Below are 15,467 nucleotides of genomic sequence, written 5' to 3' on the forward strand. Positions count from 1 at the left end.
ATATACTTCCCCCTTAAAACTCATTTTGTAATAATTATAAAGTCTAATAGAACAAAATTGCTGGTAACTGTGAAACCTTCTAAATCAGTCTTTTAATAATTTATTTCTCGCAAGTGTCACAATACCCACAGATTTTACTCTAATGTAAATTCCTAGAGAATAAAAAATATCCCTATATTTTAAACATTTTAATCTGTTTGCTAAGTTCATCAGATGTATTTGCTAAAGTTTCTGCATCATTAGCTACTTTTTCACTATTTTTAGTAATATTATTTGACTGATCAACCATGACTTCTGAAGTTGCTAAAATTTCCTCTGAACTTGCTGCTTGTTCCTCTGCTATGGCTGCTACAGTTGTTGCAACATCATCTAAATGTCCAACTTTTTCAATCATTTCTTGAATTAGATCATTTGCTGAATTAATTTTATTGAAAATATTATCAAATGTATCAGCTGTTCCACTTATTAAATAACTACTTTCATTAATATATTCTGCACTATCATGTGATTGCTTTACAGTATCTGAAACAAGTTTGTTAATTTCATTTACAATAGATGAAATATTTTTAACAGATTCAGAACTTGTATTAGCTAATTTGCCTATTTCACTTGCTACAACAGCAAATCCTTTTCCTGCTTCTCCAGCCCTAGCCGCCTCTATTGACGCATTAAGTGATAAAAGATTAGTTTGTTCTGCAATGCTTCCAATAACATTTATAATACTAGTTATTTCAATTGAAGATTTCCCAACGTTACTTATAGCCTGCTCAAGTGATCCTATTGAAATCCTTATATTTTCCATAGCTACGTTTACTTTTTGCATATCTTTTATGCCTTTTTCTGAGATCTTAATAGTTTCCTTCATTTTATCATTCACATTATTACCATAATCTCTAGTATTAGAAACGACATTAGCTAAAGTTGTTGTATTCTCAGCTATTTCTTCTACCGAACTTGATAACTGATCTACTGTTAGGTTTAAATTTTGCATAGACTCAGATTGAAGTTTAGATGAATCATATAACTCTGTAGAGATTCTTATACCGCCTTCAGATTGTTCACTCATTTTATTTGATACTATACTAATATTATTTATCATATTTCTCATTACTGTTATAAACTCTTTTACACTTTTCAGCATAACTGAAATTTCATCATTACCCCTTATTTCCACATCAACTGTAAAATCTCCATTAGTCATAGATACAATTGTGTCTGTAAGTTTTCTAATAGGTTTTATAACTACTTGTACAACTCGCTCCACTAAAACAGCTAAAATAATAATAGAGATAATGCCTATTAAAATCATAAAAGTACGAAGCTTTATAAGTTCTGATAAAATAGATTTTGTAGGTACATATGATACAAGAATCCAATTTGTTCCCTCTACTTCTTTAAAAACAACCCTGTTATTATCTAACTCGCATGAATTGTAATCTTTATTTTCAATTTTTCCTGAAACATCTGTAAAAAATTTATCATTGCTGGAATCAAGTTTAGTGGAAATTAATTCACTATCTCTATTAGCCACTATTGTTTTATCACTACTGTCTATTAAGAAAGCTTCTGCATCATGCATCTCAATCATTGAATTTACAATTATCGATACCTTATCCAATGAAAGATCTACAGAAAAAATCTTTATCTTTCCAGATTTATCATTTAATATTGCCGAAGCACTAACAACATTCTTACCAAATTCATTCTTATATGGTGATCCAAATGCCATATTAACACGAGTAAGTCCCTCTTTATACCACACTGAGTTAAGCACATCTTTATCTGATTTATTGGATTTTTCTGCTTTAAATAGCTTTCCACTCTCATCAGCTATGTAAAATCCTTCTTTGTAATTATCACTGTATCCATAATATTTATTTAGTACGTCTTGTAATTGTTTTTCGCTTAAATTCGCAACTTCTAATGAATCTTTTAAAGTTTTAAATGATGACAAGTTTTCATTTAACAATGATTCAATTTGATCAACCTGCTTCTTACTTGAGGTTTCTAGCAAATCATTAGCTGAGTTGGTTATTATATTTTTAGACTTATTGTAGGAAATAAAAATAAGCAATGAAATTACTATTACTAGCATTGGAATAATAATTCCAAGCAATTTTGTTTTAATTGAAACCTTATACTTAGTTTCCCCTTTTTTCATAAGCATCCCCCTTTTAGGCACTATAAATTATAATAGCATTTTTCCTATACCTATAATACAATTTTTCTTCCTTTATGTATACATTCTTCTACAATATTTCATATTTCTCCTTTATTTTTTCATAGCTCTATATTTAAAACGAACTTTTATTTTAAAAAAATACAGATGAAGATATCTTCATCTGCAATTCTTATTTAAATAATTTTTATATATTTATAATTTTTCACATAATATTTTAATTGCATGCATTAATAAGAAACCTAATCCAATTCCAAATGAAGCTCCCGTAAATAGCCTTCTAATATTAGTATTCTCCAAATTCTAATTCATTTTACATATTCACGGTAAGGCATACGTAAAATTCTATTATCATCAAATTTATATTTTGTACCTTCGAGAGGATCTTTTCCCTTAACTAAGTTCATGCCTACAGAATATATTGCTTGAGCTTCTGCACTTGCATCTTGAATAACTGTCCCGGTCATAAATCCTTTATCTACTAATTCCATAGCTTCTGGAATAGCATCAATTCCGACTACCAAAACATTTTTATTTTTATCACCTTTATTATACCCATATTTCTGAAGTGCTTTAACAGCGCCTATGGCCATAGCATCATTATTTGCGATAATTGCTTCAACACTATTGCCATATCTTAAAAATAATGAGTCAATGCTCGCTCTAGCACATTCTTCATCCCAATTACAACTTTGTATTGCAAGTTCATGGGTTTTTATTCCTGCATCATTAATTGTTGAAATAGAATACTTTGTTCTATCAATAGTACCAGGATGATCTATTTTTCCCTGAAGCATAATATATTGAAGTATATTATCTTTATTTTTATCTATAGCTCCCTTATTGGCATTCCATGAATCAACTATTATCTTACCTTCTAGAGCTCCAGATTGTTCAGTATCAGTTCCAAGAAAAACAATATTCTTGTAAGGGGTAATAAAATTCAATATATATTTATTAGGTGTTCCATTTAAAATTAATGGTATATTATTTTTTTCAATTTTATTAATTACATCACTTATAGTATCTACCTTTGTATCAACCAGATTTATTACAAACAAATCAAAATGATCATCAATAGCTTCGTAAATACTTTCGTTTTGTATAACCTGATTTCCTTTTCCATCAAAAAAAGTGAACTCAACCTTGCCCTTATTTTCTTTCTGAATGTCCTCTAAATTCTTTCTAACCTCAATGTTATATTGATCATCTTCTCTAGATTGAAACACAGCTACTTTTACTGGAATTATTGAAGCCCCATTTAAATTAATTGCTAAACTTTTAGAAATACTACCTATTAGCATAATTATTATTACAAAGGAAATTGTAGTAAATATAAATATCTTTTTAAACAAACTCATTTCAAGACCCTCCTATACTTAGTTATACTCATAGATTGTCTTTTAATAAGAGTTTTATTCTGCATATAAGAGCATTTTATGCAAGTGAATATGATTTATTTTTTTATTCTTTATATAGTAATTAACCCAGATAAAATAGATTAATATAAAAATTATCCATAGCTTTAATTGCATTATAATTTCATAAAGAATAAAAAAATTTAATGACCACAATTTTGTGGTCATTAAATTTCAGCTTTATGATAATTCAAAAGCTCCTGTATATAATTGATAATACTTACCTTTTTCTTTTATTAGATCATCATGATTTCCTCTTTCAATAATTCTACCTTGGTCTAATACCATAATTACATCAGAGTTTTTAATTGTTGAAAGTCTATGAGCAATTACAAAAACGGTTCTTCCTTTCATAAGCTTATCCATTCCTTCTTGAACAATTCTTTCTGTTCTTGTATCTATGCTTGAAGTTGCTTCATCCAAGATTAAAACTGGTGGATCTGCTATTGCTGCTCTAGCAATTGTTAATAGCTGCCTTTGACCTTGTGAAAGACTGCCTCCATCTCCTGTAAGAATTGTATCATAACCATTTGGAAGGTGTCTTATAAACGTATCTGCATTTGCAAGTTTTGCTGCTGCAACTACTTCTTCATCTGTAGCATCTAATTTACCATATCTAATATTATCTGCTACCGTTCCGGTAAAAAGATGTGCATCTTGAAGCACTATTCCAAGAGATCTTCTTAAGTCATCCTTTTTAATCTTATTGATATTAATGCCATCATATCTTATCTTTCCATCTTGAATATCATAGAAGCGGTTTATTAAATTAGTAATAGTAGTTTTACCTGCTCCTGTAGCACCTACAAAGGCTATTTTTTGTCCTTGTTTAGCATATAGCTTTATATTATGCAAAATTATCTTTTCATCATTATATCCAAAGTCCACATCATCAAATACTACTTCACCGAGAAGCTTTGTATACGTAATAGTTCCATCTTCATGAGGATGTTTCCAAGCCCAAATTCCTGTACGCTCTTTGCACTCCTCTAATTCCCCATTTTCATTTTCCTTAGCATTTACCAAAGTAACATAACCTTCATCTGTTTCTTTCTTTTCATCAAGAAGCTTGAATATACGTTCCGCACCCGCAAGTGCCATAATAACAAAATTGAATTGTTGAGCCATTTGATTAATTGTTTGACTGAAATTTCTTGTTAATTGCAAAAATGCTGCAAGTCCACCAAGTGTAAATCCACCAAATGCACCAATAGCTAAAACTGATCCAAAGATAGCAACTGCTACATAATTTATATATCCAATGTTACCCATAATAGGCATTAAGACATTAGCATATTTATTTGCATTATTTGCACTATTGAAGAGCATATCATTTAATCTATCAAAGTTAGCTTTTGCTTCTTCTTCATGGCAAAAGACTTTTACAACCTTTTGCCCTTCCATCATTTCTTCTATATATCCATTTACTGCACCTATATCTTTTTGTTGAAGACCAAAATATTTTCCACTCTTTGCGCCAATAACTTTAGTAACTCTAAACATCAATAGTATAATTATAATTTCAACGCCTGTTAGAGGAATACTTAAATATATCATTGAAGCAAATATACTAACAACAGTTATGATAGCTGATAATAATTGTGGTATTCCTTGGCTTATCATTTGTCTTAAAGCATCTGTATCATTTTATATAAACTCATCAAATCTCCATGAGCATGTGTATCGAAGAACTTTATTGGCAAACTCTCCATATGAGCAAACATATCATCTCTTATTCTTTTTAGAGATCCTTGTGAGATTACAATCATTATACGACTATATATATAAGTTGATATAACCCCAACATAATAAATTACTGCCATAGTAATTATCATTTTAAGAAGCGGACCAAAATCTGCTCCTGATTTATTTAAAAGTGGTGTTATATAATCATCGATTAAGTTTCTTAAAAATAACGTTCCAATAACATTAGCAAGAGAACTTATAATAATAGTTACTAGTACCATGAAAAATAAAAACTTATATTCCTTAAGTATATACGCTAATAATCTTTTTAGTATCTTCAAAGAATTTTTATCGGCTTTTACTGGAGCACGTCCGCCACGTCCCATCATTCTAGGAGGTCTATTGCTAGCATTATCTTTACTCATTGTCGCTCGCCCCTTTCATTTGAGATTCGTAAACTTCACTATATATTTCATTTGATTTTAGTAATTCTTCATGAGTTCCAAATCCATCTATTTTCCCATCATTTAATACAATAATTTTATCTGCATCTTGAACTGAAGAAATACGCTGAGCAATAATAATCTTTGTAGTATTTGGTATTGTTTCTTTAAATGCTTTCCTGATCAAAGCATCAGTTTTAGTATCTACAGCACTTGTTGAATCATCTAAAATTAATATTTTAGGTTTTTTAAGTAGCGCTCTTGCAATACATAATCTTTGCTTTTGTCCTCCAGATACATTTGTTCCGCCTTGTTCTATAAAAGTGTCATACTTATTTGGAAGACTTTCTATAAATTCATCTGCTTGTGCTTGCTTACATGCATCTATTAACTCTTCATCAGAGGCATCTTTATTTCCCCATCTTAAATTCTCTTTTATTGTTCCAGAAAATAAAACATTCTTTTGTAATACCATAGAAACCTCATCTCTAAGTGTTTCTATATCATATTTTCGAACATCAACTCCTCCGACCTCAACACTACCATTTGTAGCATCATACAATCTTGGAATAAGCTGAACAAGAGTAGTTTTTGAACTTCCTGTTCCTCCTATAATTCCAATAGTCTCACCAGAATTAATTTTCAAATTGATATTTTCTAAAACAAGGTTGTCCTTATTTTTGTTATAGGAAAATCCAACATTATTAAAAGTTATAGATCCATCTTTTACTTCATAAACTGGATTTTCATCATTTGCCAAATCACTTTTTTCATTTAAAACTTCTGTAATTCTTTCAGCTGATGATTTAGACATAATTACCATTACAAATACCATCGAAAGGAACATTAAACTCATTAATATATTAAGAGTATAAGTAAATAAACTCATCAATTCTCCAGTTGACATAGTATTTGAAACAATCATTTTTGCACCAAGCCAAGATAAAAGCAAAATACATGTATAAACTGTAAATTGCATTGCTGGAGCATTAACTATGATTAGTTTTTCAGCTCTTATAAAATATTTGTATAAAGTTTTAGAAGCTTTATAAAACTTGCTTGTTTCATGCTCTTCTCTTACATAAGCCTTTACTGCTCTAATTCCAGTTAAATTTTCTTGTACACTGGCATTTAAATCATCATACTTTTTAAAAACCTCAACAAAATATGGGTGTACTGTAGTCATAATGAAATATAATATAACTCCAAGAAAAACTATAGCACCTATAAATATCATAGATAATTTTGCATTAATATAAAAACACATTGTTGTAGCGGATATAAGCATAAATGGCGCCCTTACAGCCATTCTTATTATCATTTGGAATGCATTTTGAACATTTATTACATCTGTAGTCAGTCTTGTTATAAGTCCAGCTGTAGAATATTTATCTATATTGGAGAAAGAAAAATTTTGTATATTATAATACATTCCCTTTCTTAAATTTCTAGCAAACCCTGATGAAGCTTTAGCTGCATGTACACCACCCAAGACTCCAAAAGTAAGAGATAAAAATGATGTTATTATCATTGCCCCACCAACAATACTTACATATTTCACATTACCTTTTCCTACTCCATTGTCAATAATCCATGCCATTAAAAGCGGAATAATTGTTTCCATAACTACTTCTAATGCTACATATAGAGGAGTTAGAATACTATCTCTTTTAAATTCTGCTACAAAACCTGCTAATTTTTTTATCATAATTTTCCTCCTTCTTTGTTAGGTTTCTAACTAATAGCTCAAAAAAAATTGCATAGCACATGAAAATAAATAACAAGTCCAAAGTTGCCAATAGAAGTTCCGACATGCAGCATAGCTACTCCTTTCTAATGTGTGGATATTTTTCATCAGGCAAGGAGGCAAATTTCCCTCATAGCGGGCCTATTAGGTCAATTTGCCGATGAGCAGAGAACCAAAATCTATGATTTTGTGTGAATCGCTTACTCAGTGAGCGTATGCGAGTCGAGCTTCCTTTATGGTGGAAAATAGGCTGGCAAATGTACTTGTTATTTTTTGAATGTGCTTTAATCTGCAATTTTCTTAGCTAATCTATCAATTAAAGAAACTAATATATTGAATTCATCCTCATTTAACTCATCTCTTAATGATTTTTCAACTCTAAGGATAAACTCATATACATTTCTTTGAATTTCCAAGCCCTTTTCTGTTAATACTATTTTTTTAAGACGTGCATCTTCTGATACACTTATTCTCTTAATATGCCCGTTCTTCTCCATTAATTGGAGTACGCTCGTAACTGAAGAACGTCTAATATCAAGTTCCTCTTCTATGTCTTTCTGAAAAATGTCTTTTTTATCTGATTTATGATATATGAAGCCAAGAATCCTAGCTTGAACTCCAGTCACACCATATTCTGAAGCTTCCTTATCTATTCTTCTATGCAATCTCCTAGATAACATACTCAATTTTTTCCCAATGTGTACCTCTTTATCCATACTTATGCTCCCATCAATTTGTTAGATTTCTAACATATATTATCTTAATTTTATTTTTTAAGTTTGTCAAGGTAATATAATTTTATTTTAAAAATAATATTTTTCAACTCTTAGAAATTAGTTTCCTTCTATTTATTATCAATTCTTTATATGATATTTTCTATTTTTATTTGATGAATCAAAATCTCCAATAACAACTTGAAGCCTTTCATTACTGTATTTATACTCCTGCTTTAAATCTATTATTTTTTTGAATATAGAAACTCAATTGCTGCATATGTATATTAAATTTACTATCTCTGTAACATACCTAAACCGCAATCATAAAATGAATGAGACAGGCTTTACTGCCATAGCAAAAATACGAGGAGATTCTCAATGTATAATGATGATTTTTTTTACTGTCCGTATTGTATGCAGAAAAATATTTGTCCATTTTTTGATGAACAAATGAAAAATTTCGGCGATAATGATCAAATGTCAAGATTTGATAGATACGAAGATTCTTATGAATTTCAAGATTCAAACTTATTGACTAAAGAAATTCACTCAGATTCTTATAGAGCTTCTGACCAAGAAGTTAATAGAATATTAAGATTAATGCGTAATCAAATGCCTCAACTTTTCTCACTATTCCAAGGAGTTGGCGATAACTATTTTAGAACCGCTATTGCTTTCACTTTAGATAATGCTCAAACATATCCGGGAAATATAAATCAAAGTGTAAATAGAATTTTTAATGACTTTAGAAGAAGAAATAATTCAATTTTTCTTTCTCTTCGTTCTCTAGGTGTTCCTAACAACGTTATTAATCTCACTTTTAGATCTATAATTGAATTTACTCTTAGAAACATTAAACCTTCACCAGCTCCTGGTCCAAATCCTACTCCATCGCCTAGTAGTGGTTGGAGTAAATGGGAAGATCTTGGCGGAGTTTTAAAATATTCTCCTGGAGTTTCTTCTTGGTCTGCAAACAGGCTTGATGTATTTGTAACTGGATCTGATAATGCTCTTTACCACAAATGGTGGGACGGCTCTCGCTGGAATGATTTCGAAAACCTTGGTGGTGTCCTAACTTCTGGTCCAGCAGCTGTTTCCTGTGGAAATAATAGGATCGATGTATTTGGTAAAGGTTCAAATAACGCAATGTACCATAAGTGGTGGGATGGCTCTCGTTGGAGTGATTTTGAAAATCTCGGTGGAGTCTTAACATCTGCACCTGCTGCTTCTTCCTGGGCCGCAAATAGAATAGATACATTTGTCCGTGGAACAGATAATGCTCTTTATCACAAATGGTGGGATGGCTCTCGCTGGAGCGACTTTGAAAACCTTGGTGGCGTTCTAACTTCTGGCCCAGCAGCTGTTTCTTGGGGAAATAATAGAATTGATGTATTTGTTCGTGGTCAGGGAAATCGTCTATATCATAAATGGTGGGATGGTTCTCGTTGGAATGACTTTGAAGATCTTGGTGGAAATTTAGCATCTGCCCCTGCTGTATCTTCTCGAGCTTCTAATAGGCTAGAGGTATTTGCACGAAATCAAAGTAACCAATTAATTACAAAGACATGGAACGGTTCGCGCTGGAGCGATTGGCAAACAATAGGTGGTCCCTTCACTTTAGATCCTGCAGCTGTTTCTTGGAGCTCTAATAGAACCGATGTATTTACAAAAAGTTCAAAAGATTCTCTATTGCATATTTGGAGAAATTAATTAGTATAAAATAATAAAAAAATCGCAGGCGACTGTGGAGCCGTAGATTTTTTTTACGCATCTGCCTTTCCGAACGCATGTGAGGAAAATCTGGCAGGCGAATAAGATTTCTTTTTTATTCTTTTTCTATACAAAAACTAATTAAATAGCCTTCTTCATAAGTTATCCACAGATTCTATTACATTATAAATTCCCACAAGTGTTGATTAACCAAATTTTTACTTTAAATTATTAACTTATTTTTGATATTTTTCAAAAATAAGTTAATAGATATATAGACTTCGACCTTAAGACTTTTTTTAAGCAATTTTCTTACAAATTGAATTAGTGATAATTTAACATATTTTAAATTTTTAGTCGTTTCAACATAAGTAAATTGAAGCAAAACATAAGCTATCAATGATATGAAAAGTTGATTATAGACAGCATTTTCAGTTGTTCCAAATATTCTTTTTACATTCAAGTTTTGTTTTATAGATTTAAAGAAGGTTTCAATTTTCCAACGTTCCTTGTATATTTCTGCTATTTTTTCTGGAGTAATGTTCATTAGGTCAGTGCACACTTTTACTGATTTACCATAATAATCAGTAAATTCAACTACTCTAAATCTATTTTGAGTTTTTTTAGTCTCTTTTCCTAAATAACATGTAACATCTCGAATTACAGAAGAATTTTCTACTACTCCTAAACTTCTCAATTTCTTTGGTTTTGAAAGTATTGTATTATTTTTTATTCTTATAACAAAAGATTGTTTTATTTCTTTAAACATATCAAATCTCTCATGATTTTCATAAGCCCTATCTTCAACTAAAATAGAGTGTACATCTATTAAACCTTCACCTATCGGTCCATCATGCTTTTTAGCAATAGTTTCAATAACTTTTTGTGGTGTAAAGTCATTAATATTTAAAGATATATGAAGTTTTATTCCAGATTTCTTCCCATTAAATTTTGCCCATTTAAGACGGTTTTCACCTACGGTCACGGTAGTTGAATCAATTGCTATTAATTGTTTTGGCAAATTTAGAATTCTTCGCATTCTACGATTACATTTAGAAACAATAATCTCAAATAAAGTTTTAGAAATTTTGTAATCTACCTTAGAGGCTTTTTTAGAAATAGTTGAATAATCAACTGGTGTTAGCCCTACTGATTCCATATGCTCAACGCCATCCCTATAACTCTTATATTCATTCGTAGCTGCTGCAATAAAGAATTTTATTAAATCATATAATGTGAATTTTCTTGCAGTATCAACATATTCTAAAATTTTACTAAATTTTTCAACTTCCTTTTCACTTAAAAATGTTTGAAATATATCAAATATAGTGGTAGTATTTTTCATGAGGGCATTCTCCTTAAGTATTATTTTGGTTCGCACTTTAATATTACTACAGAATGACCTCATTTTTTATATATTTTCACTTCTATTTTTTGGTTAATCAACACATATGATAAATTCCTATAGAATAAAATAATAAAAAATGCTTAATCTTTATATACTAAGCATTTTTTATTTTCTATGAATTACCAATAAAGGTAATAATCTGATTTCAATTAACCGGTTTTATTAAATAGCAACTTCCAAGAATACATTTAACTTCTTTTTTTATTGCGGCTACAGCTACCCCTACTTCTTCTGAATTTGAATAATCATTGAGTTCACCATAAATTCCTGCAATTGAAAGCGAAGTAAGTGGAAATATACCATTTTTTCCATATCTATCTGTAGCCGTAACATATCTATTACTTCTGTCTTTTTCATTAAAAAAATTTAAAATCCCATAATTAAACTTCTTTATAATTTTTTCACACATTTCTTCACATTCTTCAATTGGATTTTCTAAAATACTTACAAAATCGTCTCCTCCTATATGTCCAATAAATCCATTATAGGGGAAAAGCGATTTTATTTCAGCTTGTATTAATTGAGCTGTATATTTAAGAATCCTATCCCCATTTTCAAATCCGTACGTATCATTATAAACTTTAAAATTATCTAGATCTAGATAAAGAATACAACATTTACGTTTTGTTTTAATTATATTCATTATATTATTTTGTATAGCGGTATTACCCGGTAGCTCAGTAAGGGGATTAAGTTGTCTCGCGTAGTTACATTCTAGCATTGTAGTATAATTTAACAAAGATCTTATTGTAACCATTCCACAGTATTTATTATTGTTGGTTACGATAATATAATCATATATATTTTGTGTTTTCCTAGACATTGCTAGCCTTGAAACTTCTGTTACTGGTGTGTTGTAATCTACAACTAAAGGATTTGTATCCATAACTAAAGAAACAGGACGTTTTGTAAAAATTGCAACACCATATTTTGTAGCAAGCGCTGAGTCTAACGTATGTTTCATAATAAGGCCTAATGGTACATCATTATTTACTATACAGGCTCCAGTAATATCGTTAGAATCAAAATATTCTTTAATATCACCACAATAAGTTTTAGGCCCAAACGGACTATCATGTCTAACAATTTCGCCTATACAGCTTGACTGATAGTTATAATACACATTATCCTTGAATTTATTACACCTTACAATTAAATCTCTAATATGATTAGGTATATCTAGAAAAGTTCCTGCTGGACGACTTAGTAAGAAACCTTGTCCTGCATAGACGCCTAAGTTTACTAATGTTCTCAATTCTTCTTCTGTTTCTATCCCCTCAGCAATAAGCTTCATATTTGTTGCTTCCGATAGCTTAACAAAGCATTCTACTAATGATTGTTTAAACGAATCTTCATTTATATTTCTAATTAGATCCATGTCAATTTTTACATAATGTGGCTTTGTTTCATTAAGCATCTTAAGTCCAGAATATCCTGAACCAGTATCATCAATCGCAATTTTATATCCTTGATCTACATAATTGCTAAGAGCCTGTTTAAATCCTTTGTAATCTTCTATACACGTCTTTTCCGTAATCTCAAATATTATACAATCAGGTGACATGTTATGTTCTGCAAGAAATTCTTTAGTAAAACCCTTCTTAAATTTTTCGTCTTTAAAAATATGGGGATCTACATTTATAAAAAGATATTTATTTTTTTCAATATTTGTAGCTCTTTTAATAGCTTTTATTCTACATAATTGTTCTAACTCCCATGTTTTATTATAAACCTGGGCAGCGTTAAATAACTTATCTGGATTTTGCAATGGTGAGTCTATCGGCCCTCTGCTTAACGCCTCATACCCTATGATTTCCCCATCTAAAAGTGAAACAATGGGTTGATAAACTGTAGTTATATTTTTACTATTTAATATATTTTCCAACTCCTCTGCCTCATTATATTTTAAATTATCAACTAATGAATTTAACATATTATAATCTCCCCATATTTCTTCTTATTAGCTATTATAGTAGCTCTTGTAAATATAGTTGAAATATAACATAATCTTATTAAAAGTATTTATAATTTTTGTTAAGTTAATGTAAAAACGTTTATCTAGTCAAAACCAAATTTATTACATAAATTGGAATTAACATATTTTGCTTCCATAAACTTATGATATAATTATTGTAAAGACAATTCTAAGGAGGCATCTTCATGACAAAGGTTAATAAATTACCTACAACAAAACTGTGGAATCCGAAATCATTTATTATATTTTCCGTATTTTTCTCATTTCTACCAGCTGGGATCATGTGTGCTTTGAATTATGGACGATCTGGAAGTCAAAAAAAGAAGTGGATATTTCTTTTAACGAGTATCTTAGTGTTTATAGCACTTATTGCACTGCTGCCTATATTATCAATTAATACTTCTATCATATTTTTCAGTATTAATATAGCTTTAGGAATAATTCTTATGTTCACACAGTTAAAGCTGTATAATGAACATATTCAAAATGGAGGGCAAAGTGCTTCGTATTTATTTCCTATAATCATAGGGATTTTGATTTTTTCATTGTCTGCTGTTTCAATTCTATACTCAATTTACGTACCAAAAAATGCTCTTGATTATGGCGAAAATCACTTATTTTATACTAATAAGATAACAGAATCTCAAGCGAAAAAACTTGGAGATTATTTAAATTCAGAAGGATACTTCACTCCTAGTTCAAAAGTGGACGTTAAGATTGATAAGCAAGATACACTCTATATTTTATCTCTTGTTGTAGAAGGTGATTATAAAAGTGATACAAGCTATGTAGAACCTATGAAAGCAATATCAAAAGAGATTTCTAAAAATGTTTTTGAAAATAATAAGGTTAGAATAGATTTATGCAATGATAGATTCAGAGTTCTTAATTCCATCAATGTAGATTAAAACTTTCTTATATTACTCTACAATATATAGATAGCCCAACTATAATCTATACTTATGCGTATAACTCGCCGAAATGAGTAACATACTTTTGTTCCAGTTTCTAGGTAATTCTGATTGGTGATTCTAAGGCTATAAAGTTGCACCCAAAGTGCTAGCCTCAAAGAACAAGCGCTCACAGAGAAAGTTCGAAGAACGAAATATAAAATTTCGATTCTCACTTTTTGAACTAGCATACTTGGAACAACTTTTAATCTAAGAATCAAAGCCATCAAATTCCTAATGAAACATTTCACAAAAGCATAATTCTTATTTCTAGTTGGGATATATTTCATAATATAAATCTAACTTATAATTGGGTTATCTATACAATAAAAATAATCTATCTTTAAATTTTATTATAAATTTCAGCAAAAAGAAGACTAGCATTTATTTGCTAGTCTTCTTTCATATTTATATAATTAAATGAGATTATTGTATGATATTTCATTTCTTCTTGAATACACAAAATAAATCTTCCTCTTTCTTCTAAGAATTTATACATTTCAAAACATAGGCTGGTGGTAAGTTAAAGATAACTCTTTCTATATTTATCTTTTTAAAATATCCAGTAATAAATTCTTTTTTCAAAAGAGTATATTGAAATGTTATAAATAATCCATTTCTTTTTAATATATTTCTAGTTTGTCTTAAAATTTTATTTGAAACATCTTTAGGAAGACTAGCAAAAGGCAGCCCCGATACAACATAGTCTACTCTGCTAAGATTATATTTTGCTAAATGTTTGTCTACATTTTCAGCAGAATCATTTATTATTATAATATCATCTTCTCCTTTATATTTCTCTTCTAATTGTCTGCAAAATTCTTCATTATATTCAAATAACATTAATACTGTCTCTTTCTTTTTTCTTTTTACCAGCTTGTCCGTAAAAACTCCTGTCCCTGGCCCGTACTCAATTATAACCTCAGAATTTTTAAAATCTATGTCTCCTACCATTTTCTCTGCAAGTTTCTCTGAACTAGGTGCTACAGCCCCTATAGTTCTAGGTGATTTAAAATATTCAATCAAAAATTTTACTAGCTTCATATTAAAAGCCTCCTTGAATTCTTCTCTTTTAGTTAAATTATAGAATTAGTATAAGTCTTAAATATTAAAAATCTATTTAGTAAAATATTAATAATCTTTAAATTTTGTTTTAAATATAAAGAAAGAAGGTATACACTTTAACCCTCTTTTAGACTTTATTTTATATATAATGTGCTTTTAAATTAATTTTT

The 15,467-nt window shown here is 29.8% G+C and carries 9 protein-coding genes and 1 pseudogene; 2 read left to right on the forward strand and 8 right to left on the reverse strand.

Annotation, left to right across the window (positions count from 1 at the left end; all coding sequences use genetic code 11):
* Positions 1 to 172 precede the first annotated feature (172 nt).
* From AXY43_RS04610 to AXY43_RS04630, 5 genes and pseudogenes are all read right to left on the reverse strand, one after another.
* Positions 173 to 2,161: a methyl-accepting chemotaxis protein gene (locus AXY43_RS04610; RefSeq protein WP_105411095.1), complete on the reverse strand. Its 1,989-nt coding sequence runs from the start codon at positions 2,159 to 2,161 to the stop codon at positions 173 to 175.
* A 326-nt stretch (positions 2,162 to 2,487) separates the two neighbouring features.
* Complete coding sequence (locus tag AXY43_RS04615) at positions 2,488 to 3,540, reverse strand: galactose ABC transporter substrate-binding protein (RefSeq protein WP_105411096.1); 1,053 nt, start codon at positions 3,538 to 3,540, stop codon at positions 2,488 to 2,490.
* A 237-nt stretch (positions 3,541 to 3,777) separates the two neighbouring features.
* Positions 3,778 to 5,669: pseudogene (locus tag AXY43_RS04620) on the reverse strand (ABC transporter ATP-binding protein).
* 31 nt (positions 5,670 to 5,700) lie between these two features.
* Positions 5,701 to 7,434, reverse strand: a complete 1,734-nt coding sequence (locus AXY43_RS04625) for an ABC transporter ATP-binding protein (RefSeq protein WP_077869427.1) — start codon at positions 7,432 to 7,434, stop codon at positions 5,701 to 5,703.
* A 323-nt stretch (positions 7,435 to 7,757) separates the two neighbouring features.
* Positions 7,758 to 8,189, reverse strand: coding sequence for a MarR family winged helix-turn-helix transcriptional regulator (locus tag AXY43_RS04630; RefSeq protein ID WP_077869428.1), 432 nt, complete (start codon positions 8,187 to 8,189; stop codon positions 7,758 to 7,760).
* A 378-nt stretch (positions 8,190 to 8,567) separates the two neighbouring features.
* Between AXY43_RS04630 and AXY43_RS04635 the strand changes: the two genes are divergently transcribed.
* A complete protein-coding gene (locus AXY43_RS04635; protein ID WP_105411097.1) occupies positions 8,568 to 9,899 on the forward strand; it encodes a DUF346 domain-containing protein in 1,332 nt (443 codons plus the stop codon).
* A 223-nt stretch (positions 9,900 to 10,122) separates the two neighbouring features.
* Here the strand turns inward: AXY43_RS04635 and AXY43_RS04640 are convergent, their stop codons facing one another.
* Both AXY43_RS04640 and AXY43_RS04645 read right to left on the reverse strand, forming a co-directional pair.
* Positions 10,123 to 11,244, reverse strand: coding sequence for an IS4 family transposase (locus tag AXY43_RS04640; protein ID WP_243099169.1), 1,122 nt, complete (start codon positions 11,242 to 11,244; stop codon positions 10,123 to 10,125).
* A 208-nt stretch (positions 11,245 to 11,452) separates the two neighbouring features.
* Positions 11,453 to 13,240, reverse strand: coding sequence for a GGDEF domain-containing protein (locus AXY43_RS04645; RefSeq protein WP_039769369.1), 1,788 nt, complete (start codon positions 13,238 to 13,240; stop codon positions 11,453 to 11,455).
* A gap of 227 nt (positions 13,241 to 13,467) precedes the next feature.
* On the opposite strand from AXY43_RS04645, the gene AXY43_RS04650 reads away from it, so the two are divergent.
* Positions 13,468 to 14,190, forward strand: coding sequence for a hypothetical protein (locus AXY43_RS04650; protein WP_105411099.1), 723 nt, complete (start codon positions 13,468 to 13,470; stop codon positions 14,188 to 14,190).
* A 525-nt stretch (positions 14,191 to 14,715) separates the two neighbouring features.
* On the opposite strand, the gene AXY43_RS04655 is transcribed toward AXY43_RS04650, so the two are convergent.
* A complete protein-coding gene (locus AXY43_RS04655) occupies positions 14,716 to 15,276 on the reverse strand; it encodes a class I SAM-dependent methyltransferase (protein ID WP_012059483.1) in 561 nt (186 codons plus the stop codon).
* Positions 15,277 to 15,467 lie beyond the last annotated feature (191 nt).

Source organism: Clostridium sp. MF28, from assembly GCF_002969175.1.
In the GTDB taxonomy this organism is placed as follows: Bacteria; Bacillota; Clostridia; order Clostridiales; family Clostridiaceae; genus Clostridium; species Clostridium beijerinckii.